The sequence below is a fragment of the Pseudomonas sp. zfem001 genome (assembly GCF_032621725.1).
In the GTDB taxonomy this organism is placed as follows: Bacteria; Pseudomonadota; Gammaproteobacteria; order Pseudomonadales; family Pseudomonadaceae; genus Aquipseudomonas; species Aquipseudomonas sediminis.
The window spans coordinates 1,387,883-1,408,985 of sequence record NZ_JAVYJI010000001.1; the positions used below are offsets into that span (position 1 = coordinate 1,387,883).

Consider the following 21,103-nt stretch of genomic DNA (forward strand, 5'->3'; position numbering starts at 1 on the left):
CGTCCTCAACTGCAATGTTCGGCGAGGTGATTGACCAGGGCCACGGCCAACTCACGCGGGTCGGCACTGAAACTGCTGTAGCCGCCCTCGCGCAGGCTGTCGGGCATACTCGGGCTGGCGCAACTGTCGGCACGCTGGGTCCAGATCAAGCCACCCTGGCGTTTGACGTAAGCGGCAGCGGCACTGCCATCACTGCCCATGCCGCTGAACGCAATCACACCGCACAGGCCGCCGAATTGCTGCGCCAGATTGAGCATCATCTGATCGATGGAAGGGCTGTAGGGCTCCGGCCAACCGCGTTCGGTAATCTGCATCGCACCGTCTTCGGCAAAGCCCAGCTCGTTGCTGATCGGCACCACCACTACTTCACCGCACCGCACCGGATCGCCATGACGTGCCGAGTTGACGTGCCACTGGCTGTGTCGACCCACTGCCTGCGGCAAGGCCGCCTCGAAACTGGCGTCGATGTGCTGGGCATAGATGAAACCGATGGGCAGGCCACCCGGCAAGGCATCGAGAAATGCCTTGACCGCTGCCGGGCCACCCAACGAGGCAGCCAGCAGCCAGACCTGGCGTGCCGGCTCGCCAGCTTTAAGCGGCGTATTGGCCAGCGCTTGCGGCAGTTCCAGACGCGCCGGACGCTGCGCTTCATCGAGCAGTGCCTGCAGGCTGGGCCCGACCGCCTGAGTCGGATCACCGACCAGGCGCTTGAGCTTGCCGAACAGGCTGCGCTCCCAGCGTGGGTAGTTCTCCGAGTGACGCTCGGGCGCATGCCCCTCGCCGAACAGCACGGGGGCACTGGCACGCTCGAGCAGGCTGTCGACCAGCGGCGAATCTTCCGACTGAGCCAGGTCCACTAACCACAGGTCGGTTTCGCAGGCAGCCAGTTGCTCCTCGTCGAGCCGCGCCGGGTCGCTGTTGAGCACTACCTGATAACCGCCACCGGCCAATGCCTGCTGCAACACATGGCGCTGCAACGAGGTGTCGGCGATTACTGCAATGCGCGCGGAGGTTTTGTCTGTCATGTCCGTTTGACCCGATGGCTATCCACCAACTGAGCGATGGTCTCGAGCAGCAAGGACTCCTGATAGGGCTTGCCGAGGTATTGGTTGACGCCGATGGACATGGCCCGCTCGCGGTGCTTCTCGCCGGTACGCGAGGTGATCATGATGATCGGCAGGTCCTTCAGGCGCTCGTCGTGGCGCACCAGCGTGGCCACCTCGAAGCCATCCATGCGCGGCATTTCGATGTCCAGCAGCATGATGTCAGGCTTGTGTTCCTGGAGCTGAGCAATAGCGTCGACCCCGTCCTTGGCGGTGACCACGTTCATGCCATTACGCTCGAGTAAACGGCTGGTGACCTTGCGCACGGTGACCGAGTCGTCGACCACCATGACCAGCGTCGGACGGTCGATCTCCACCTCTTCGCTGGCCGAAGCCTGACGCGAAGCCAGGCGCGGCGTCAGCTGATTCTGCAGATGCGCATGCAGCACACGAATGGTCGCCAGCAGATCGAGAATCACCACCACGCGGCCGTCACCGAGGATGGTCGCACCGGAGATCCCGTGCACCCCGGCGAACTGCGGGCCGAGGCTCTTCACCACGATCTCGCGCGAACCGGCCAGGCTGTCTACCTGCACCGCCACGGCGTGCTCGCTGGAACGCACCAGAATCACCGGCAGCGGCAGGCTCTGACCCACCAGTTTGGGATGCTGGCCATTGTTCAGCAGATCGCCCAGGTACTTCAGCTCGTAGGCCTGCCCGGCGTATTCGAAGCGCGGCGCGTCAGGCGCGTAATAGGCCTCCAGCTCGAACGGCGACACCCGCACGATACCTTCGATGGTGTTCAGCGGGATGGCGTAGAGGTCTTCGCCGGAGTACACCATCAGTGCACGGTTGACCGACACGGTGAATGGCAGGCGAATGGTGAAGCGCGTACCCTGGCCCAGCGTCGAGTCGATGCTCATCGCACCGCCGAGCTGCTTGACCTCCGAGTGCACCACGTCCATGCCGACACCACGGCCGGAAATCTGCGTGACCTTCTCGGCAGTGGAGAAACCCGCCTCAAGAATGAACTGCAGGATTTCGTGATCGCTCAGGTCGCTGTCGGCGTCCATCAGCCCACGCTCGATGGCCTTGCGCCGCACGGCTTCCAGGCGAATACCACCGCCGTCATCGTCCAGGGTAAGAACGATATCGCCGCCCTCACGACCGAGATTGAGGCGGATGGTGCCGGTCTCCGACTTGCCAGCAGCGCGACGTACATCGCTCAGCTCGATGCCGTGATCGACGGCGTTACGTAGCATGTGTTCCAGCGGCGCGACGATGCGCTCGAGCACCGTGCGGTCCATTTCCCCTTCGGCGTTGCCGACGACGAACTCCACCTGCTTGCCCAGTTCGCCCGCAACCTGGCGCACGATGCGGCGCAGACGCGGCACCAGGCGGTCGAACGGCACCATGCGGGTGCGCATCAGACCTTCCTGCAGCTCGGTATTGACCCGCGCCTGTTGCAGCAGCAGGGTCTCGGCGTCGCGGTTCTTCGCCGCCAGGGTTTCCTTCAGATCGAGCAAGTCGGAGGCCGATTCGAACAGCGCGCGCGAGAGCTGCTGCAGTTGCGAGTGGCGGTCCATCTCCAGCGGGTCGAAATCTTCATAACCGGCGCGCTCGGCCTCGGCCTGGTAGCGGCTGAGAATTTGCGCCTGGGTCTCGGTATCGAGACGGCGCAGCTGGTCACGTACGCGGTCGATGGTCGCTTCCATCTCGCTCAGAGTGAAACCGACATCGCTCACCTGCTGCTCGACACGTCCGCGGAAGATCGATGTCTCACCGGCCAGGTTGACCAGGCCTTCGAGCAGCTCGGCTGGCACCTTGACCAGCTCCTGTGGCGCACGGCGGGACGCTGCCTCCAGTGCGGCCTCCTGCGCACGCTGTACGAACGGCAGCACCTTCGGCGCCTGCAACTGGCTTGGCACGTCACTGGCAGCAACGATCGGGTTGAGCAGATTGCTCACAGGTGCTGCCGCTGGCTCGACCTCGGTATCGGCCGCCACCGGCTCATCACCGAGACTGGCGCTAAGACGCTGGCGCAGCACGTCGAGCTCATTCTGCAGCCCTTCGAAACCGGACTGCACGTCGAGCAACAGGCTCTCCGGCCAGGGAGCGCCCTGCAGCAGAGCCTCGCTGAGATGTTGTTCCAGGTCGTGGCTCAGATCGCCAAGGCGTTTCTGCCCAGCCAGACGCGCACCACCCTTGAGGGTGTGCAGCGTGCGCAGCATTTCGTCGATGGCGCTGACATCATCGCGCTGTTCTTCCCACCGCCCGATCGACACTTCCATCGCCTCGAGCAGGTCATCGCCTTCTTCGAGGAAGATATCGAGAATGTCGCTGTCAGCCTCTTCGGCCTCGTCGCTCTCGACCACAGCCCTGAGCTGTACGGCCGACGGCATGCTCAGTTGCTCGTCAGGGTTGGCACGAAAGCGTTTGATCGTCTCGATCAGGGCATGGCCCTGCGGCACTGCCCGCTTATCTCGCACGGCTTCGAGCATCTCGGCCAGGCGGTCGTGACAGGCCTGCAACAGGGTGAACAGCTCCTGGCTAGCCCGCAGACGACCACCGCCGAGACCTTCGTACAGGAATTCCAGCTCGTGGGCCAAATCACCGATTTCACGAATTTCAGCCATGCGCGCACCACCCTTGAGGGTGTGCAGGTCACGCTGCAGGGCTTCCAGCTCCAGGCTGTTGTCGACATCGCCCACCCAGCGCTGCAGAGCGGCGCCAGCACTGTCGATGATGTCGAAACCTTCCTCGAGGAAGATTTCCACCAGTTCAGGATCACGCTCTTCATGCCAGTTGGCCAGCGTCGTACCTTGCGGCTCGGGCTCGGCAACAGGCAGTTCGTCTTCGGGTATTACCAGCTCGACTTCGTCGATCAGCGGCAACACTGCCTCTGGCTCTGCCTGTGGCACTTCGTCGAGCACAATTTCGTCTTCGACCAACGCCAGAGGCGGCAGCTCAAGACTGTCCAGCTCCACCACCTCGATCGGCTCGACGGGTTCGTCGTCCAGCTCCGGCTCAACCTGGGCGACGGCCGCCGACAGGCTCTGCGGCGTACCACCCTGGCGGAACTGACGAATGGCCTGAATCAAGTCGTCACCAGAGACCAACGGCAGTCGGGCCTGCAACTGATCGAGCATCTGCGCCAGGCGATCATGGCTTTGCTGCAGCAGATTGCCCAGTGCCGGCGAATGACTGTAACGGCGGTCGACCAAGCCCTCGTAGAGCGACTCCAGTTCGTGGCCAAGATCACCAATCGGGCGAATCGCGGCCATGCGCGCACCGCCCTTGAGGGTGTGCAGGTCACGCTGCAGTGAGGACAGCGGCATGGTGTTGTCCGGCTCACTGAGCCAGCGCTCCAGCGCCTGACCAGCGCTGTCGAGAATATCCACGGCCTCTTCGAGGAAGATCTCGACCATTTCCTCATCAAGATCGGCGTCGACAGGGCTGAAGCCCAGCTCGGCCTCGGACTGCGACTCCAGATCAATGTCTACGGCGACTTCCGGCTCGGCGGGTGCCTCTTGCCATATCACCGGCTCAGCCTCGGCTTCCTGTTCCAGCTCGGCGGTGGCCTGGTCCAACTCGATGACCTCCAGCCCTTCGACGCCAGGCGTCAGCAAGGCCAAGGTATGCGGATCGATGGCTTCGCTCAGCAGATCACGTAGCGCCTGCACCCGCTCGGGTTGCGGGGTGACCTGCAAGGCCGCAGCGACCTGATCCATCATCCCGATCAGCGCTTCGTGGGCCTTCTCCGCCTCGTCGAAGAAGCGCTCGCTGACTGCCAGGCTGCCTTCTTCGACGGCGCCATAGAGATCCAGCAGGGCTTCGCAGAGCTCGTCGATCTGCGGCAGCTCGGCCATTTCGGCGCCACGGCCGAGGGTCGTCAGCTCCTCCAGCAGCGCGGACAGCTCCTGGCGCTCGGACGGATGCTCACGCCATTTGCGTAGCAGGTCCTCGGCGTCCAGCAAGATATCCATGCCTTCGGCGAGGAAGATGCTGATCATCTGCGGGTCGCGACTTTCGCCGCTCTGCGCCATACGCTCGTCTTCGGCGCTGGCGAGACGCTCCTGATGCAACGCCTGGACGCGAGCAAGAAGTGCCTCTGCGCCAGGAATGGGTGCCAGAGGCTGGGTCTCGAGATTGTCGAGACCGATACGGAACACGCCCTCGGCGCTGCTCAACAGCTCGGCAGCCGCCAGATCCACCTGGATCAGGTTGGTCTTGAACTCCTTGACCAGCTTTTCCAGCGGCGCCGCGATTTCTGCCACCGGCAGGATCCCGGCCATATAGGCGCTGCCCTTGAGGGTGTGCAGCGCACGCTGCAGGTCGTCGGTGACTGGCTGCGGCAGTTCCTGTGCGCAGTCGGCAAGAAAGCCCACCAGGGTATCCAGATGGGTTTCCGCCTCGTTGCGGAAAATTTCCAGCAACTGCGGGTCGAGGGGCTCACCATCGAGCGATTGGTCGTTGGCCGACTCGTCCAGCTCGACGACCTCGGTAGCGTCGTCAACGCCCACGGGCTCGGCTACCTGCTGGGTGGCCGGGGCGTTAGATTTTGGGGGCGTCAGCCCCTTGGCCAGGGCATGCGCGGTGGCCGCCAGCAGATCGACATCGTCGCGCTGACGCTGCGCCTTGGCGGCAAACTCGTCGACCAGCGCCGGCATCAGGGCCACGACATCGAGTACCACCTGCTGCACAGGCGCGTTCGGCTCGATGCTGCGGTCCAGCACGCGGTTGAGCAGGTTCTCGATGGACCAGCCCAGCTCACCGATGATCAGCGCGCGAACCATGCGCCCGCTGCCCTTGAGCGTGTGGAAGGCGCGACGAACTTCGATCAGCGCGTCCTTGTTGTCGGTATCGGCCTGCCACTGCGGCAGGTACTCACCGATGGTTTCCAGCACTTCGCCGACTTCTTCGATGAAGACTTCCAGCAGCTCTTCGTCCACCGGCTCTTCGTCGGCAGGCGGCGGCAGCAGGCTCGGCGGCACGTCGGCAGCAGGCGGGTTGATCGCCTGTACCGGAGCGGCCATGACATCGGCCATCGACAGCGGCTTCTCCGCTGCCGGTTCATCCGGCAGCTCCTGCACCTGCGGTGCGCTGGGCAGCTCGACTTCCGGTAGCTCCAGATCGGCCAGTTCCAGCTCATCCCACTGCGCCGGCTCGGCCAGTTGATCCAGGCTCAGCTCTTCGAGCTCAAGCTCCGGCTCAGCGTCAAGCAGCGGTGCGGCAACAGTCTCTTCGTCCTGCAGGGCGGGTAGCTCTTCAAGCTCGTCTAGCTCGAAGGTAAAGCTGTCGGCAGTCTCACGGGCGCCCGACTGCTCGGGCTCAGCGTCCAGCAGTTGCAGATCCGCAACCTCATCGCTGGACGGCTCGACTACATCGAAGGTCAGCGCCTCGCTCTCAGCCAGGGGCTCTTCGAGTTGTTCGTCTTCGGCGCCCAGCAGCTCGATTTCCTGCAGCGGGTCAGCCAGCGGTGCCAGGGTTTCTTCCTGCGGCTCGACACGGTCGAGGATCGACGGTTTTTCCTTGAGCGGGTAACCCAGGGTTTCCAGGCTTTCCTCGGCAACGTCGAGAATCAGATCGCCCTGCGTGCCATGGTCCTCGGACAGCCGTTCGAGGTAGTACTCGACGCTGGTGATGGCATCGGCCAGGGTGTCCAGGCTCTGCCAGTTGGGCACGGCCTTGCGCGCCAGCAGCTGTTCCTGAATGTAGCGATTGCAGGCATTGAGCAGGTCGGCAGCGCGCTGCAGCGGAATCATCGCCAGGCCGCCACGGACCTGGGTCAGCAGCTCGGGCACACGGGCCAGGTGCTCGTGGTTCCACTGCGAGGCGATGAACTCGATGATCGCGTCCTTGGCCTGTTCCAGGCCATTGCGCGCTTCCTTGATGACAAGCTGGTGGATCTGCGCCACGTCGGTGGTCGGCAGATGGCTCTGCTCGTTCGGGCCGTCATCGCTCGGGCCGACCATGCCGGCCAGCGTCGCCTCGACATAGAGCAGCGCGCCAGCGACGTCCATCAGCACCGCATCGTTGGGCTCGCGCTGACCGAGAGACAGGCCATGGATGACGTCGATCTGGTCGAGAATGACCTTGCGCGGCTGACCGAAGCCAAGCACCGCGAGGGTATCGGCGATCTGCTTGAGCGGTGCAAGCAGGGCGTCCAGCTCACCGGGCTGGCTACGATCGCTGCGCACGAACAGATCGAGGCTGTCCTTGACCCGCACCAGTTCCTCGCACAGCGCGGCGACCACCGAACGCATGGCGTCACGGTCTGGCCCGGCCAGGCGAGCACGTTCTTCGTCCACCACCTCATTGTCGGGCAGTGCTTCGTCGAGGCGGTACTGCTCCTTCAGCGCACGAATGCGCGGCGACTGTGCTGGCGCCTTGGCGACGTAGAACAGCAGGTTCTTGGTCAGTTCATCGGGCGCAGATTGGTTGATGCCATCGGCGCCCTGTTCGACCAGGCGCTTGAGCTCCTTGTCGACCTGGCGCAGCAGGGTACGCACCGACGTGCCGTTGACCACGCTACCGTTGGCCAGACCTTCGACCATGCCGGAAGCGATCTGCCACAGGCCGCCCAGTGGGGCGTCCTTGCACAGTGTTTCCAGGCGCGCGAAGACGCGCGCCATATAGCCCAGATTGGTCGCCAGCTCCTGATTGCGGATCACGCCGACCAGGGCCATTTGCAGCATCTGCCGCAGTTTGCGCAACAGCACGGGAAGCTCGGCGGTACGCAGGCGCGCCAGGCTGTCGGATGGCAGCGCCGGCAGGCGCGCGGACATGTCCGGGGAAAACAGGCTGGTTTCCGACAGCAGCTTCTCGCCACGGGCGGCACGCAGGTCGTTGAGCAGCGGCAGCACGACCATGGGCAGGTCGCGGCGAGCGGTCTGGATACGGTCGAGGTACACCGGCAGTTGCAGGATGGCCTGCATCAGCACTTCCAGGGCTTCGCCCTGATTGGCTACGCGACCTTCCATCAATGCCTTGGCCAACTGTTCCATTTCTTCGGCGAGCAACGCGGCGCCGTAGAATTCGACCATCTGCAAGGTGCCGTGAACCTGGTGCACGTAGGTCAGGCAGAAGCGCATGCGCGTAGGGTCCTGCGGGTTCTCGACGAACGCCTCCAGGGCTTGCCGCGCCTGCTTCAGGGTTTCCCCGATCTCGCCTTTGACCCACTCCAGGGCGACATAATCATGCCGATCACCCATAGCCACTCCACTCATAAACTTGGCCTTATCCCTTGCGGGTAAACGCCAGAACTCGCTCGTCGGCCACCGGCACCAGTTGCGGGTGCTGCCAACCGGCTACTTCGCCCACGCCCACGACCAGCAGGCCACCCGGCGCCAGGCTTTCGGCCAGGCGATTGAGGATGTCGCGGCGACGCCAGCGGCGGAAATAGATCAGCAAGTTCTGACAGAAAATCACATCCATGCCGGACATCGGCGCCTTGGCCAGTTCCAGCACATTGAGCTTGGCGCAGCACACACGCGCAGCCAGGCTCGGTACTACCTTGAAGCGTCCATCGGCCTGTGCGAGAAAGTAGCGCTCGCGCAGCTCGTCACTCACCTGCTCCAGGCGTCGCACCGAATAACACGCCTCGCGTGCCTTGCTCAGTGCGCCCTGACTGATATCCGTGCCGGTTACCGCGAAGTGCTCGGGCAACTCGCTGCCTTGAAGCGCATCCGCGGCCTGAATCGCCAGCGAGTAAGGCTCTTCACCACTGGAGCAACCCACGCTCCAGAACTCCCAGGGTTTGCCCAGGCCCGCCGCCAGACGCTCCTGCAGGTACTGCGAGAGCACCTCGAAGGACGGCGGGTGGCGGAAGAAGCGGGTTTCCTGCACGGTCAGACGATCCAGCAGGGTCGACCACTCCACCGCGCCACGCGGGCCATCGGTGACCTGACGGTAATAGCTGGCGTAATCCGTGACGCCCAGTTCGCGCATGCGCGCACTCAGGTTGGTCTGCAGAAAGGCGCGCCGCTGCTCGCTGATCACCACACCGGTACGCGCTTCGAGCAACGTCTGCCAGTCGTGAAAATCGGCTTGCGACATATCGGCCACCGGGCGCAATGCCCAAACGCCCGCTGACTGCATACCTTCGCCCTGAGTCATGGCTATGTAGCGAAGGCTGCCGCCAGCCTTCGCACTCCTTTATCAGGCGTCTGGCAGGGTGAAACCGGACACCGACTTGCGCATCTCACTGGCCATCTTGGCCAGGTTACCAATGCTCTTGGCGGTGGCGGTGGTACCCGAGGACGTCTGCGAGGTGATCTCCTGGATCACGTTCATGGTGTTGGAAATGTGGCCGGCCGAAGAGGCCTGCTGACGCGCGGCGTTGGAAATGTTCTGGATGAGGGCCGCGAGGGTCTTCGATACCTTCTCGATCTCTTCCAGTGCCACCCCGGCGTCCTGCGCCAGGCGGGCACCGCGCACCACTTCGGAAGTCGTCTGCTCCATGGAGATAACGGCTTCGTTGGTGTCGGTCTGAATGGTTTTTACCAGCGCCTCGATCTGCTTGGTCGCCGCCGAGGAACGTTCTGCGAGGCGCTGTACCTCGTCCGCTACCACGGCGAAGCCGCGGCCTGCATCACCGGCCATGGAGGCCTGGATCGCGGCGTTCAGTGCGAGGATGTTGGTCTGGTCGGCAATGTCGTTAATCAGGCTAACGATGTCACCAATCTCCTGGGACGACTCACCGAGGCGTTTGATCCGCTTCGAAGTGTCCTGGATCTGCTCACGGATGTTATCCATGCCGGTGATGGTGTTGTGTACGACTTCGTTACCCTTGTTGGCGATGGCTACGGAACGTTCCGCTACCGCGGAGGATTCCGAGGCGTTCGCCGATACCTGGTCAATCGACACGGCCATTTCGTTGATCGCCGCAGAGGCGCCGGCAATTTCCTGCGCCTGGTGCTCGGAAGCTTCCGCCAGGTGCATCGCCGTGGCCTGGGTTTCCTGGGCAGCACCGGCAACCTGAACGGCGGTCAGGTTGATCGTGGCTACCAGGTCGCGCAGCTGGTCGATGGAGTAGTTGATGGAGTCGGCGATGGCACCGGTGAAGTCTTCGGTTACCGTCGCGGCCACGGTCAAGTCACCGTCTGCGAGGTCGGCGATTTCGTCGAGCAGACGCAGAATCGCGGCCTGGTTACGCTCGTTCTTCTCGGCGGTCTCGGCCAGACGGCGGTTGGTTTCACGCACCATCACCAGACCGATGAGGATGATCGCACCCAGCGCCAGGCCACCCAGCACGTAGCCGAACAGGGTGTTGATGGCACGGCCCGAGGCCAGGTTCTCAAAGCCGACGGCGAGTTCGGAGGCCTTGTCCAGCAGGGTCTGCGACACGGTGAAGATCGAGTTCGCCGATTCACGTACCTGGAACAGTTCTGGCGAGGTTTCGAGAATCTCGTCCACCGAGCCGGATACGAATTCGAACAGCTCGGAAATCTCGGCCAGACGTTCGAGGGCTTCCTCGTCGGTCACCTGGCTGATTTCCATCGCCGCGTTGCCTTCGAGCATTGCAGCCAGTACACGGCCGAACAGGCTGGCGTCACGGCCGAACATGTCGGCGGCCTGTACCGAGTCTTCGTCACCGGCCAGTACCTTGTTCACCGAGCCGAGAATACGCTCGGCCAACAGCGACTGGCGCTGGGCTACAGAAACCTGGGCAGCCGGCGCACCGCTTTCCAGCAGGATGTCGACCACTTCCTCGTACTCGACCTGCAACTGCGGGATGGTTTCCGCCAGGGTGGCGGCTACCTGGTGCAGGGACAGTACGGTCTGCTCACTGGCCAGAATGGCGTCGGTATTCTGCCGCAGGCTATCCCAGTCCTGCTGCACCGCTGCCATCTGCGCCTGCACCGACGCGGGCGCCGACGGCAAGCCACTGCTGGCATCACCATCGGTCAGATACCCCCAGCGCAGCTGGAAGTCGTTACGCGCGTCGCGCAACAGGCCGAACGCTTCGGCTTTACCTGCCGCAGCTTCCGTGGCGTTCTTGGCGATACGCTGGGACAGTACGCGCAGCTCACCGGAGTGACTGATGTACTCGGTATCGTAGTTGGACTGGGTGTTGATGTAGGCGAAGTTCGCAAACAACAACACGATGGACACGATCAGCACGACGAACAGCGTCGCGATCAGCGTGCTACTGCGCGCCCCGACCAACAAATTACCTGCATTGAATTTTTTCATTTTCTGGCCCCCGCCTGGACCGACCGCACTACGGTTCCCATGTAACGCCAAAGGGCCGGAAGAACCGACCCAACCGAAAATCTACTGAAAGGACACATCGAGAAAGCCAGGATCGGCCGTCAGCGCATGAGGGCTGAACACCAACCAGGGCTGTTCTCGTTGAAAGACACCGTGGATAAACGGCGCAATGCTCGCCTCGAGAGGCGGCAGTTGTTCTGAAAATGCATCCACGGGGAAGTGCTGCATACCGAAAACTTCATCGACCGTCAGGCCAGCGAAGATTTCCTGATAGTCGACCACCAGAATTCGCCGCAACTTGCGCAGCGGCGACAACTCATTACCGAAGAACCCGCACAGGTCCATGATCGGCAGCAGGCGGCCACGCACGTTGGCCACCCCTTTGACCCAGCCTTTGACACCCGGCAGCAGGGTGTAGCGCGGCTCATGCAGTACCTCACCCACCTCCCCCATCGGCGCGACGAAGAATCGCTCACCCATGCGAAAGCCGATACCGCTCCAGGTCTGTACCGCCGCTTGCTGCGACGGCAGGCCGGCCGCCAGGGCTCGGCAACGCTGGTCGATCTCGAGGAGAATCTGGAAAGGAGTCTGCACGGACATGCCAGCCTTGGCCTTCTTTTTATTTAGTACGCGAGCAGCACGGCATCAGCCGGCCAGCACCGCATTGAGAGTCTTCAGCAAGGTATCTTCATCGATCGGCTTGGTCAGGTAGTCCTTCGCGCCCTGGCGCTTGCCCCAGACCTTGTCGGTCTCCTGATCCTTGGTGGTAACGATGACCACCGGGATGTGGCTGGTCTCGGCGTCCTTGGTCAACTGACGGGTCGCCTGAAAACCGTTGAGGCCGGGCATGACGATGTCCATCAGCACCGCATCGGGTTTTTCCTGGCGAGCCAGAGCTACGCCATCGGCGCCATTTTCCGCTTTGAGTACCTGATGCCCATGCTTTTCCAACATGGCGGTCAGCTTGTACATCTCGGTCGGTGAGTCATCAACAATCAGAATTCGAGCCATGGTGTTTCCCAATACAGAAGTGGCGTACGGCGGTCAGGCCGGAACGTCAGGAGGCTTGTTCCACTGGGGTGAAGTCAGGCACGTGGGCTTTGATAGCACCGAGCAGCTCTTCCTTGCTGAAAGGCTTGGTCAGGTACTGGTCGGAGCCGACGATACGCCCCTTGGCCTTGTCGAACAGGCCGTCCTTGGAGGACAGCATGATCACTGGCGTGGACTTGAAAGCACTGTTGTTCTTGATCAGGGCACAGGTCTGATACCCATCGAGACGCGGCATCATGATGTCAACAAAGATGATGCTGGGATGCGTGTCGGCAATCTTGGCCAGGGCATCGAAGCCATCGACCGCAGTGATGACATCACAACCCACTTTTTTCAGCAGAGTTTCAGCGGTGCGACGAATCGTTTTCGAATCGTCGATCACCATCACTTTCAAACCCTCGGTATGCTGTTCCATGTTTGCCCTACCATCGCCTCGGTGAGTCGTTATATTCGCGTTATCAGTATGCCTGAGGCCCAGTCTTCGATGGGTCTTGACCCAATCGTCGGGCCTTTTTAGCACACTCTCCAGATGCAATCTATAAGGCTTCCCGGGCAGCTCCGCCCTTGACCACGCGGCCCGGCCGGCGCCACCCTGAGAGCCGTCATTCGGCTCGGTCAGCCCGGCCTTCACCCTCATCTCACGGAGTTTATCCCCCCATGAGCCTTCGTCTCGGGATCGTCATGGATCCTATTGCCAGCATCTCCTTCAAGAAAGACAGCTCGCTGGCCATGTTGCTGGCCGCTCAAGCACGCGGCTGGTCGCTGTTCTACATGGAGCAGCAGGATCTCTATCAGGTTCGCGGTCAGGCTCGCGCCCGCCTGCGCTCTCTGGAAGTATTCAACGATCCGCAGCGCTGGTTCACCCTTGGTACGGAACAGGACACGCCGCTCGCCGAACTGGACGTGATCCTGATGCGCAAGGACCCGCCCTTCGATAACGAGTTCGTCTACTCCACCTACCTGCTCGAGCAGGCCGAGCGCGACGGCGTACTGGTGGTCAATCGGCCGCAGAGTCTGCGCGACTGCAATGAAAAGTTCTTCGCCACCCAGTTTCCTCAATACACACCTGCGACTCTGGTAAGCCGGCGCCCCGACATTGTGCGCCAGTTTGCCGATGAGCACCGTGACATCATTCTCAAACCCCTTGATGGCATGGGCGGATCGCAGATATTTCGCCACCGTGAGGGCGACCCGAATCTCTCGGTGATTCTGGAAACCCTGACCCTGCACGGCCACCAGCAGATCATGGCGCAGGCCTACCTGCCGGCGATCAAGGACGGCGACAAACGCATCCTGATGATAGACGGGGAACCGGTACCCTACTGCCTGGCACGTATTCCGGCTGCCGGAGAGACCCGCGGCAACCTGGCCGCAGGTGGCCGTGGCGAGGCACGCCCACTGACCGAACGTGATCGTGAGATCGCCGCCGCAGTCGGCCCGACCCTGCGCGAAAAAGGCCTGATCTTCGTTGGGCTCGACGTGATCGGTGACCATCTGACAGAAATCAATGTCACCAGCCCGACCTGTATCCGCGAGATCGATGCAGCATTCGACACCCGCATCGGCGAACAACTGATGGACTGCATTGCACGCAAGCGCGGGTTAAAAGCTTGACGCAGGTGGCAGCCTGGCGCCTGCAACTTGCAGGCGCCTACTGCTACCCGGCAGACTGCGCGACATTCGAAAGCAGACCCGATACGCGATGAACGCAGCAGCCTCCCCACCGACCACCTCCTCCGCCAACGCACGACCGGCGGACCGCCTGGGATTCACCCTGTTTCTCGCGGCTGCACTGCACGCGGCACTGATCCTCGGCGTCGGTTTTACCCTGGAGTCTCCGCCAGAAATCAGCAAGACGCTGGAAATCACGCTCTCCACTTTCAAGAGCGAAGAAAAGCCCAAAGAAGCGGATTTCCTGGCGCAGGACAACCAGCAAGGCAGCGGCACGCTGGAACATGCAGCTGCCCCCAAGACCACCGAACAAGCGCCCTTCCAGGACAGCGAGGTGCGCAAGGTCACACCGCCCGCCACCCCGCAACAGCCCGCCACCAAACAGGAAGCACCCAAGGCCGCGGTCGCTACACGTGCACCACAGCAGCAGAAAACTCCGGTCAAACGCGAAGAAACCAAGCCGGTGCCTCAAACCCAGCCTGCGCCAGTGTTCGACTCCGCTCAGTTGTCCGCCGAGATCGCCAGCCTGGAGGCGGAGCTTGCCCAGGAGGTTCAGCAGTACGCCAAACGCCCGAAGATCCACCGCCTCAATGCTGCCTCGACCATGCGTGACAAGGGCGCCTGGTACAAGGACGAATGGCGCAAGAAGGTCGAGCGCATCGGCAACCTGAATTATCCCGACGATGCTCGTCGCCAACGCATCTACGGTAGCCTGCGCCTGCTGGTGTCGATCAACCGTGACGGCTCGCTGTACGAGGTCCAGGTGCTGGAATCGTCCGGCCAGGCCATGCTCGACCAGGCCGCGCAGCGCATCGTGCGCCTGGCCGCGCCCTATGCGCCCTTCACCGGCGACCTGGCTGATATCGACCGCCTGGAGATCATCCGCACCTGGCGCTTCGAGCGCGGCGACCGCCTGTCGAGCAACTAGCCAGAGCCGCGACAAGCCTCAATACGGAGAACCGCGACGGAGGTTCTTCTGCTGATGCTTGTCGCTTGCAGCTTGCGGCTTCAAACTAGCCGACATGAAGAGTTCAGCCCCTACCTCGCTCAAGCACCACTTCCTGATCGCCATGCCGCACATGGACGATCCGAATTTCGCGCAGACCGTCACCTACCTGGTCGAACACAACGAGCAGGGCGCGATGGGCCTGGTGATCAACAAGCCCAATGGCCTCAACCTGGCCGATGTGCTGGAGCAATTACGCCCCGATGAGGAGCCCGCGGCGCTGTGCCACAGCCTGCCGATCTTCGCCGGCGGCCCGGTACAGACTGACCGCGGCTTCGTCCTGCATTCAGCTGGCCCGCAGTTCCAGGCGACCCTGGAGCTGGGCGAACTGGGGCTTTCGACCTCGCAGGATGTGCTGTTCGCCATCGCCGACGGCAGCGGCCCGGATCGCTACCTGATCACCCTCGGCTACGCCGGCTGGGATGCCGGGCAACTGGAGGCCGAACTGGCCGACAACGCCTGGCTGACCTGCCCCGCCGACAGCAACATTCTCTTCGACCTGCCGTTCGACCAACGCCTGAATGCCGCAGCTGCGCGCCTGGGGGTCAACCTCAGCCTGCTGACTTCTCAGGTCGGGCACGCCTGATGAGCGACAAGCCACTGCGCCTGCTGCTGGGCTTCGACTATGGCACCAAGCAGATCGGCGTCGCCGTCGGCCAGGTAATCACCGGCCAGGCCCGCGAACTGTGTGTGCTCAAGGCGCAGAACGGCGTGCCGGACTGGAGCCGCGTCGAAGCACTGATCAAGGAGTGGCAGCCGGACGCCGTGGTGGTCGGCCTGCCGCTGAACATGGATGGCACGCCCAGCGAGATGAGCGCCCGCGCCGAGAAATTCGCCCGCCGCCTCAACGGCCGCTTCAACCTGCCGGCCTTCACCCACGACGAACGCCTGACCACCTTCGAGGCCAAGGGCCAGCGCCTACGCGAAGGCCAGAGTGGCGGCTATCGCGAGCGCCCCGTCGATGCCATTGCTGCAGCCTTGTTGCTACAGGGCTGGTTAGAGGAAAACTGCACGGGCTGATCGAGTCAGCACGCACCAAGGAGTTTCGCCATGCTACCCAACCCCAACGATCTACTACCGGCCATGGCCAGCGCCCTGACCCAGCATCTGAATCGGCGCCAGATCAGCGAACCGCGTTTTATCGGCATCCGCACTGGCGGTGTCTGGGTCGCCCAGGCCCTGCTGCAGGCCCTGAATCGTGACGACGCGCTGGGCGTGCTCGACGTGTCCTTCTACCGCGACGACTTCACCCAGAACGGTCTGCACCCACAGGTGCAACCGTCCGAGCTGCCGTTTGAGATCGAAGGCCAGCACCTGGTACTGATCGACGACGTATTGATGAGCGGCCGCACCATCCGCGCCGCACTGAACGAACTGTTCGATTATGGCCGCCCGGCCAGTGTGACCCTGGTCAGCCTGCTCGACCTCGATGCCCGCGAGTTGCCGATTCGCCCCGACGTGGTCGGTGCCACCCTGTCGCTGGCAGCCAACGAGCGGGTAAAATTGTCCGGCCCCACGCCGCTGACCCTCGAACTCCAGACGCTCGCCAACTGAGACCCCCGCGATGACGCCACTCGCCGCCAAGCGCCCGCTGCAGCTGAACGACCAAGGTCAGCTGCGCCATTTCCTCTCACTCGACGGCCTGCCCCGCGAGCTGTTGACCGAAATCCTCGACACCGCCGACTCCTTCCTCGAAGTCGGCGCGCGGGCCGTGAAGAAAGTCCCGCTGCTGCGCGGCAAGACCGTGTGCAACGTGTTCTTCGAGAACTCCACGCGCACCCGCACCACCTTCGAGCTGGCCGCCCAGCGCCTATCGGCCGACGTCATCAGCCTCAACGTCTCGACCAGCTCCACCAGCAAGGGCGAGACGCTGTTCGATACCTTGCGCAACCTCGAAGCCATGGCCGCCGACATCTTCGTCGTGCGCCATGCCGACTCCGGCGCTGCGCACTTCATCGCCGAGCACGTGTGCCCGAACCTGGCGATCATCAACGGTGGCGACGGCCGCCACGCGCACCCGACCCAGGGCATGCTCGACATGCTCACTATTCGCCGCCACAAGGGCGACTTCGAGAACCTCTCGGTGGCCATCGTCGGCGACATCCTGCACTCGCGGGTAGCACGCTCGAACATGCTGGCCCTGAAGACCCTGGGCTGCCCGGACATCCGCGTCATCGCGCCGAAGACCTTGCTACCCATCGGCCTGGAGGAAAGCTACGGCGTGCGCGTGTTCAGCGACGCCAATGAAGGCCTCAAGGACGTCGATGTAGTGATCATGCTGCGCCTGCAGCGCGAGCGCATGCAGGGCGGCCTGCTGCCCAGCGAGGGTGAGTTCTACCGCCTGTTCGGCCTGACCGAGCAACGCCTCAAGCTGGCCAAGCCGGATGCACTGGTGATGCACCCGGGGCCGATCAACCGCGGCGTGGAAATCGAGTCGGCAGTGGCCGACGGCCCGCAGTCGGTGATCCTCAACCAGGTCACCTACGGCATCGCCATCCGCATGGCCGTGCTGTCGATGGCCATGAGCGGGCAGAACGCCCAACGTCAACTCAACGCCGAGGAGGCCAACTGATGCGCACCGCAATCCTCGGCGCCCGCGTGATCGATCCGGCCAGCGGCCTGGATCAGGTCACCGATCTCTATATAGATGGCGGCAAGCTGGTCGCCACTGGTCAAGCGCCGGCCGGCTTCGTTGCCGACAACAGTCTCGACGCCCAAGGTCTGATCGCAGCGCCCGGCCTGGTCGACCTGTCGGTGGCCCTGCGCGAGCCTGGCTACAGCCGCAAAGGCAGCATCGCCACGGAAACCCTGGCAGCAGCGGCCGGCGGCGTCACCAGCCTGTGCTGCCCACCGTTCACCAAGCCGGTGCTGGACACCTCGGCGGTGGCCGAGCTGATCCTCGACCGCGCCCGCGAAGCCGGGCACACCAAGGTCTTTCCCATCGGCGCGCTGAGCAAGGGCCTGGCTGGCGAGCAGCTCGCCGAATTGGTCGCCCTGCGCGACGCTGGCTGCGTGGCCTTCGGCAATGGCCTGGACAACTTCCGCAGCAGCCGTACCCTGCGCCGTGCGCTGGAATATGCAGCCACCTTCGACCTGCAGGTGATCTTCCACTCGCAGGATGCCGATCTGGCCGAAGGCGGCCTGGCGCACGAAGGCCCGACCGCCAGCTTCCTCGGCCTGGCCGGCATCCCGGAAACCGCCGAAACCGTGGCCCTGGCTCGCGACCTGCTGCTGGTGGAACAGAGCGGCGTGCGCGCGCACTTCAGCCAGATCACCAGCGCCCGTGGTGCCGAGCTGATCGCCGCCGCCCAGGCCCGCGGCCTGCCGGTGACCGCCGATGTCGCGCTGTACCAGCTGATCCTCACCGACGAGGCGCTGATCGACTTCTCCAGCCTTTATCACGTGCAACCGCCGCTGCGCTCGCGCACCGACCGCGACGGTCTGCGCGAAGCGGTGAAAGCCGGGGTGATCTCGGCCATTTCCAGTCACCACCAGCCGCACGAGCGCGATGCCAAGCTGGCGCCCTTCGCCGCCACCAAGCCGGGCATCAGCAGCGTGCAGTTGCTGCTGCCACTGGCCCTGAGCCTGGTGCAGGACGGCCTGCTGGATCTGCCGACACTGCTGGCGCGCCTGACCAACGGCCCCGCCGCCGCGCTGCGCCTGCCAGCCGGCAGCCTGAACGTCGGCGGCGCCGCCGATATCGTGCTGTTCGATGCGCAGGCCTCGACCATCGCCGGCGAGCAGTGGTACTCCAAGGGCAGCAACTGCCCGTTCATCGGCCATTGCCTGCCTGGCGCGGTGCGCTACACGCTGGTCGACGGGCATATCAGCTACCAGGGCTGAACCGATACGAGCCCGCCACCCGGCGGGCTCGCCAGCTCCGTAGGGTGTCGCGGGGTCGCCCAGGCCGCAGGCACCAACCGCTGAAGGCCGCGGTGCGCACGGCGCACCCTACGTCCAGGCGACCTTCCCATCCGCGACACGCCCCGCTCTTGCCACGACATTGGACGAAGTAGTGACTCGACGGTCATGATCCACGTCAGGTTAGGCAGCCGAAATTTTCCAAATGCCACCGCCCTATGACCCCGCTCGCGCCCGAAGGCGCCGGCCTGGCGTCGCGCTGGCCTTGTTCAGGAGCTTTTGATTTATGTCGCGCTTACCTGTGATCGTGGGTTTTGGGGGTTACAACGCAGCCGGGCGCAGCTCCTTCCACCATGGCTTCCGTCGCACCGTGCAGGAGTCGCTGGAACCCCAGGCGCGCCAGGAAACCCTGGCCGGGTTGGCGCAGATGATGAAACTGGTGCGCGTGGTCGATGGCCAGTACCAGGATCAGGACGGCCAGGCGCTGAGCCTCGCCGACATCGAAAGCCGCTACGCCAAGGAGATCCTCGCCGGCACCCTGGTGCGCCGTCTCGAGAAGCAGCACCTGGACCCGGACGCCGCCCACTGGCAAAAAAGCATCAGCCTCGCCCCCGTCAATGGCGCCAACCTGAGCTTCATCACTCAGCGCAAGCAATTGCCCGAGCCGCTGCCGGCCAACTGGTCGGTCGAAGAGCTCGAAGGCAACGAAGTACGCGTCACCCTGCATGACAGTTGCGAATTCAAGGTCGACAGCTATCGCCCGCTGGCAGTGAAATCCGCCGGCCAGTTGCCCACCGGCTTCGAGCCAAGCGAGCTGTACAACGCCCGTTTTCACCCGCGCGGCCTGGCCATGACCGTGGTTGGCGTCACCGACGCCCTGCGCTCGGTGGGCATCGACTGGCAGCGCATCGTCCAGCACGTCGCCCCGGACGAGATCGCCGTGTTCGCCAGCTGCATCATGAGCCAGCTCGACGAGAACGGCTTCGGTGGCATGATGCAGTCGCGCCTCAAGGGCGGCCGTGTCACGGCCAAGCAACTGGCCCTGGGCCTGAACACCATGCCGGCCGACTTCATCAACGCCTACGTGCTCGGTAGCGTCGGCACCACCGGCAGCATCACCGGCGCCTGCGCCACCTTCCTCTACAACCTGCAGAAAGGCATCGAGCAGATCGCCTCCGGCAAGGCGCGCGTGGTCATCGTCGGCAGCAGCGAGGCGCCGATCAACCAGGAATGCATCGAGGGCTACGGCGCCATGGGCGCACTGGCCACCGAGGAAGGCCTGCGCCAGATCGAGGGCAAGAGCGAGGTGGACTTCCGCCGCGCCAGCCGTCCGTTCGGCGACAACTGCGGTTTCACCCTGGCCGAAGCCTGCCAGTTCGTGGTGCTGATGGACGATGAGCTGGCCCTGGAACTGGGTGCCGACATCCACGGTGCCGTGCCGGACGTGTTCATCAACGCCGATGGCTTCAAGAAATCCATTTCCGCCCCCGGCCCGGGCAACTACCTGACCGTGGCCAAGGCCGTGGCCAGCGCCGTGCAACTGCTCGGCCTGGACGCCGTGCGCAACCGCAGCTTCGTCCACGCCCACGGCTCCAGCACCCCGGCCAACCGCGTCACCGAGTCGGAAATCCTCAACCGCGTCGCGGCGGCCTTCGGCATCGAACAGTGGCCGGTCACAGCGGTGAAGGCCTTCGTCGGCCACTCCCTGGCCACCGCCAGCGGCGACCAGGTGATCGGCGCACTCGGCGCCTTCAAGTACGGCATCGTGCCGGGCCTGAAGACCATCGACGCAGTCGCTGGCGACGTGCACCAGGATCACCTGAGCCTGTCCACCGAAGACCGCAAGGTCGGCGAGCAGGCGCTGGACGTCGCCTTCATCAACTCCAAGGGCTTCGGCGGTAACAACGCCAGCGCTCTGGTGCTGGCCCCTCACGTGACCGAGCGCATGCTGCGCAAGCGTCATGGCCAGACTGCATTCGATGCCTACCTGGCACGCCGTGAGGGCACCCGTGCCGCCGCAGCCGCATATGACCAACTTGCTCTGCAGGGCAAGCTGGACATCATCTACAACTTCGGCAACGACATGATCGACGACCAGGCGATCTCCATCACCACCGAAGAAGTGAAGGTGCCGGGCTTCGACCAGCCGCTGGTGTTCAGGAAGGACGCGCGCTATAGCGATATGCTCGATTGAGCGAAGCAGCAACGACGCACAAACCGTAGGAGCGAGCTCTGCTCGCGAAGCTTCTGGGTCACC

At 63.6% G+C, this 21,103-nt stretch carries 15 protein-coding genes; 8 read left to right on the forward strand and 7 right to left on the reverse strand.

Annotated elements, in window-relative coordinates:
• Positions 1 to 5 precede the first annotated feature (5 nt).
• The 7 genes from RTH74_RS06505 to pilG form a co-directional block, all read right to left on the reverse strand.
• Positions 6 to 1,025, reverse strand: coding sequence for a chemotaxis protein CheB (locus RTH74_RS06505; RefSeq protein WP_125834961.1), 1,020 nt, complete (start codon positions 1,023 to 1,025; stop codon positions 6 to 8).
• On the reverse strand, positions 1,022 to 8,257 hold the full coding sequence (locus RTH74_RS06510) for an Hpt domain-containing protein (protein ID WP_316914140.1): 7,236 nt from the start codon (positions 8,255 to 8,257) through the stop codon (positions 1,022 to 1,024). Before RTH74_RS06510 ends, RTH74_RS06505 begins: the two co-directional genes overlap by 4 nt.
• A 25-nt stretch (positions 8,258 to 8,282) precedes the next feature.
• Positions 8,283 to 9,143: a protein-glutamate O-methyltransferase gene (locus tag RTH74_RS06515; protein ID WP_099522980.1), complete on the reverse strand. Its 861-nt coding sequence runs from the start codon at positions 9,141 to 9,143 to the stop codon at positions 8,283 to 8,285.
• 60 nt (positions 9,144 to 9,203) lie between these two features.
• On the reverse strand, positions 9,204 to 11,240 hold the full coding sequence (locus RTH74_RS06520) for a methyl-accepting chemotaxis protein (RefSeq protein ID WP_106733642.1): 2,037 nt from the start codon (positions 11,238 to 11,240) through the stop codon (positions 9,204 to 9,206).
• Positions 11,241 to 11,321: 81 nt separating this feature from the next.
• Positions 11,322 to 11,858, reverse strand: coding sequence for a chemotaxis protein CheW (locus RTH74_RS06525; RefSeq protein ID WP_099522893.1), 537 nt, complete (start codon positions 11,856 to 11,858; stop codon positions 11,322 to 11,324).
• 45 nt (positions 11,859 to 11,903) lie between these two features.
• On the reverse strand, positions 11,904 to 12,269 hold the full coding sequence (gene pilH, locus RTH74_RS06530) for a twitching motility response regulator PilH (RefSeq protein WP_099522894.1): 366 nt from the start codon (positions 12,267 to 12,269) through the stop codon (positions 11,904 to 11,906).
• A 46-nt stretch (positions 12,270 to 12,315) separates the two neighbouring features.
• Positions 12,316 to 12,723: a twitching motility response regulator PilG gene (gene pilG / locus RTH74_RS06535; RefSeq protein WP_017678433.1), complete on the reverse strand. Its 408-nt coding sequence runs from the start codon at positions 12,721 to 12,723 to the stop codon at positions 12,316 to 12,318.
• A 242-nt stretch (positions 12,724 to 12,965) separates the two neighbouring features.
• Here pilG and gshB point away from each other — a divergent pair, with 242 nt between their 5' ends.
• The 8 genes from gshB to RTH74_RS06575 all read left to right on the forward strand — a co-directional run bounded on the left by gshB (position 12,966) and on the right by RTH74_RS06575 (position 21,040).
• Positions 12,966 to 13,922: a glutathione synthase gene (gene gshB, locus RTH74_RS06540; protein WP_099522895.1), complete on the forward strand. Its 957-nt coding sequence runs from the start codon at positions 12,966 to 12,968 to the stop codon at positions 13,920 to 13,922.
• 88 nt (positions 13,923 to 14,010) lie between these two features.
• A complete protein-coding gene (locus RTH74_RS06545) occupies positions 14,011 to 14,907 on the forward strand; it encodes an energy transducer TonB (protein ID WP_099522896.1) in 897 nt (298 codons plus the stop codon).
• A gap of 94 nt (positions 14,908 to 15,001) precedes the next feature.
• Positions 15,002 to 15,571, forward strand: a complete 570-nt coding sequence (locus tag RTH74_RS06550) for a YqgE/AlgH family protein (RefSeq protein ID WP_316914141.1) — start codon at positions 15,002 to 15,004, stop codon at positions 15,569 to 15,571.
• Positions 15,568 to 16,005 carry a Holliday junction resolvase RuvX gene (gene ruvX, locus RTH74_RS06555; protein ID WP_143504664.1) on the forward strand — a complete coding sequence of 146 codons (438 nt, stop codon included), beginning with the start codon at positions 15,568 to 15,570 and terminating at the stop codon, positions 16,003 to 16,005. The genes RTH74_RS06550 and ruvX overlap by 4 nt, the downstream gene beginning before the upstream one ends.
• 30 nt (positions 16,006 to 16,035) lie before the next feature.
• Positions 16,036 to 16,539, forward strand: coding sequence for a bifunctional pyr operon transcriptional regulator/uracil phosphoribosyltransferase PyrR (gene pyrR, locus RTH74_RS06560; protein ID WP_125879105.1), 504 nt, complete (start codon positions 16,036 to 16,038; stop codon positions 16,537 to 16,539).
• 10 nt (positions 16,540 to 16,549) lie between these two features.
• Positions 16,550 to 17,557: an aspartate carbamoyltransferase catalytic subunit gene (locus RTH74_RS06565; protein ID WP_011920651.1), complete on the forward strand. Its 1,008-nt coding sequence runs from the start codon at positions 16,550 to 16,552 to the stop codon at positions 17,555 to 17,557.
• On the forward strand, positions 17,557 to 18,828 hold the full coding sequence (locus tag RTH74_RS06570) for a dihydroorotase (RefSeq protein WP_316914142.1): 1,272 nt from the start codon (positions 17,557 to 17,559) through the stop codon (positions 18,826 to 18,828). The genes RTH74_RS06565 and RTH74_RS06570 overlap by 1 nt, the downstream gene beginning before the upstream one ends.
• 304 nt (positions 18,829 to 19,132) lie before the next feature.
• Positions 19,133 to 21,040: a beta-ketoacyl synthase gene (locus RTH74_RS06575; RefSeq protein WP_316914143.1), complete on the forward strand. Its 1,908-nt coding sequence runs from the start codon at positions 19,133 to 19,135 to the stop codon at positions 21,038 to 21,040.
• The last annotated feature ends 63 nt before the right edge of the window (positions 21,041 to 21,103 follow it).

Excerpts from the sequence above, each read along its gene's own strand:
- RTH74_RS06505 (WP_125834961.1), bottom strand. The coding sequence starts at position 1,025 with ATGACAGACAAAACCTCCGCGCGCATTGCAGTAATCGCCGACACCTCG.
- RTH74_RS06510 (WP_316914140.1), bottom strand. The coding sequence starts at position 8,257 with ATGGGTGATCGGCATGATTATGTCGCCCTGGAGTGGGTCAAAGGCGAG.
- RTH74_RS06515 (WP_099522980.1), bottom strand. The coding sequence starts at position 9,143 with ATGCAGTCAGCGGGCGTTTGGGCATTGCGCCCGGTGGCCGATATGTCG.
- RTH74_RS06520 (WP_106733642.1), bottom strand. The coding sequence starts at position 11,240 with ATGAAAAAATTCAATGCAGGTAATTTGTTGGTCGGGGCGCGCAGTAGC.
- RTH74_RS06525 (WP_099522893.1), bottom strand. The coding sequence starts at position 11,858 with ATGTCCGTGCAGACTCCTTTCCAGATTCTCCTCGAGATCGACCAGCGT.
- pilH (WP_099522894.1), bottom strand. The coding sequence starts at position 12,269 with ATGGCTCGAATTCTGATTGTTGATGACTCACCGACCGAGATGTACAAG.
- pilG (WP_017678433.1), bottom strand. The coding sequence starts at position 12,723 with ATGGAACAGCATACCGAGGGTTTGAAAGTGATGGTGATCGACGATTCG.
- gshB (WP_099522895.1), top strand. The coding sequence starts at position 12,966 with ATGAGCCTTCGTCTCGGGATCGTCATGGATCCTATTGCCAGCATCTCC.
- RTH74_RS06545 (WP_099522896.1), top strand. The coding sequence starts at position 14,011 with ATGAACGCAGCAGCCTCCCCACCGACCACCTCCTCCGCCAACGCACGA.
- RTH74_RS06550 (WP_316914141.1), top strand. The coding sequence starts at position 15,002 with ATGAAGAGTTCAGCCCCTACCTCGCTCAAGCACCACTTCCTGATCGCC.
- pyrR (WP_125879105.1), top strand. The coding sequence starts at position 16,036 with ATGCTACCCAACCCCAACGATCTACTACCGGCCATGGCCAGCGCCCTG.
- RTH74_RS06565 (WP_011920651.1), top strand. The coding sequence starts at position 16,550 with ATGACGCCACTCGCCGCCAAGCGCCCGCTGCAGCTGAACGACCAAGGT.
- RTH74_RS06570 (WP_316914142.1), top strand. The coding sequence starts at position 17,557 with ATGCGCACCGCAATCCTCGGCGCCCGCGTGATCGATCCGGCCAGCGGC.
- RTH74_RS06575 (WP_316914143.1), top strand. The coding sequence starts at position 19,133 with ATGTCGCGCTTACCTGTGATCGTGGGTTTTGGGGGTTACAACGCAGCC.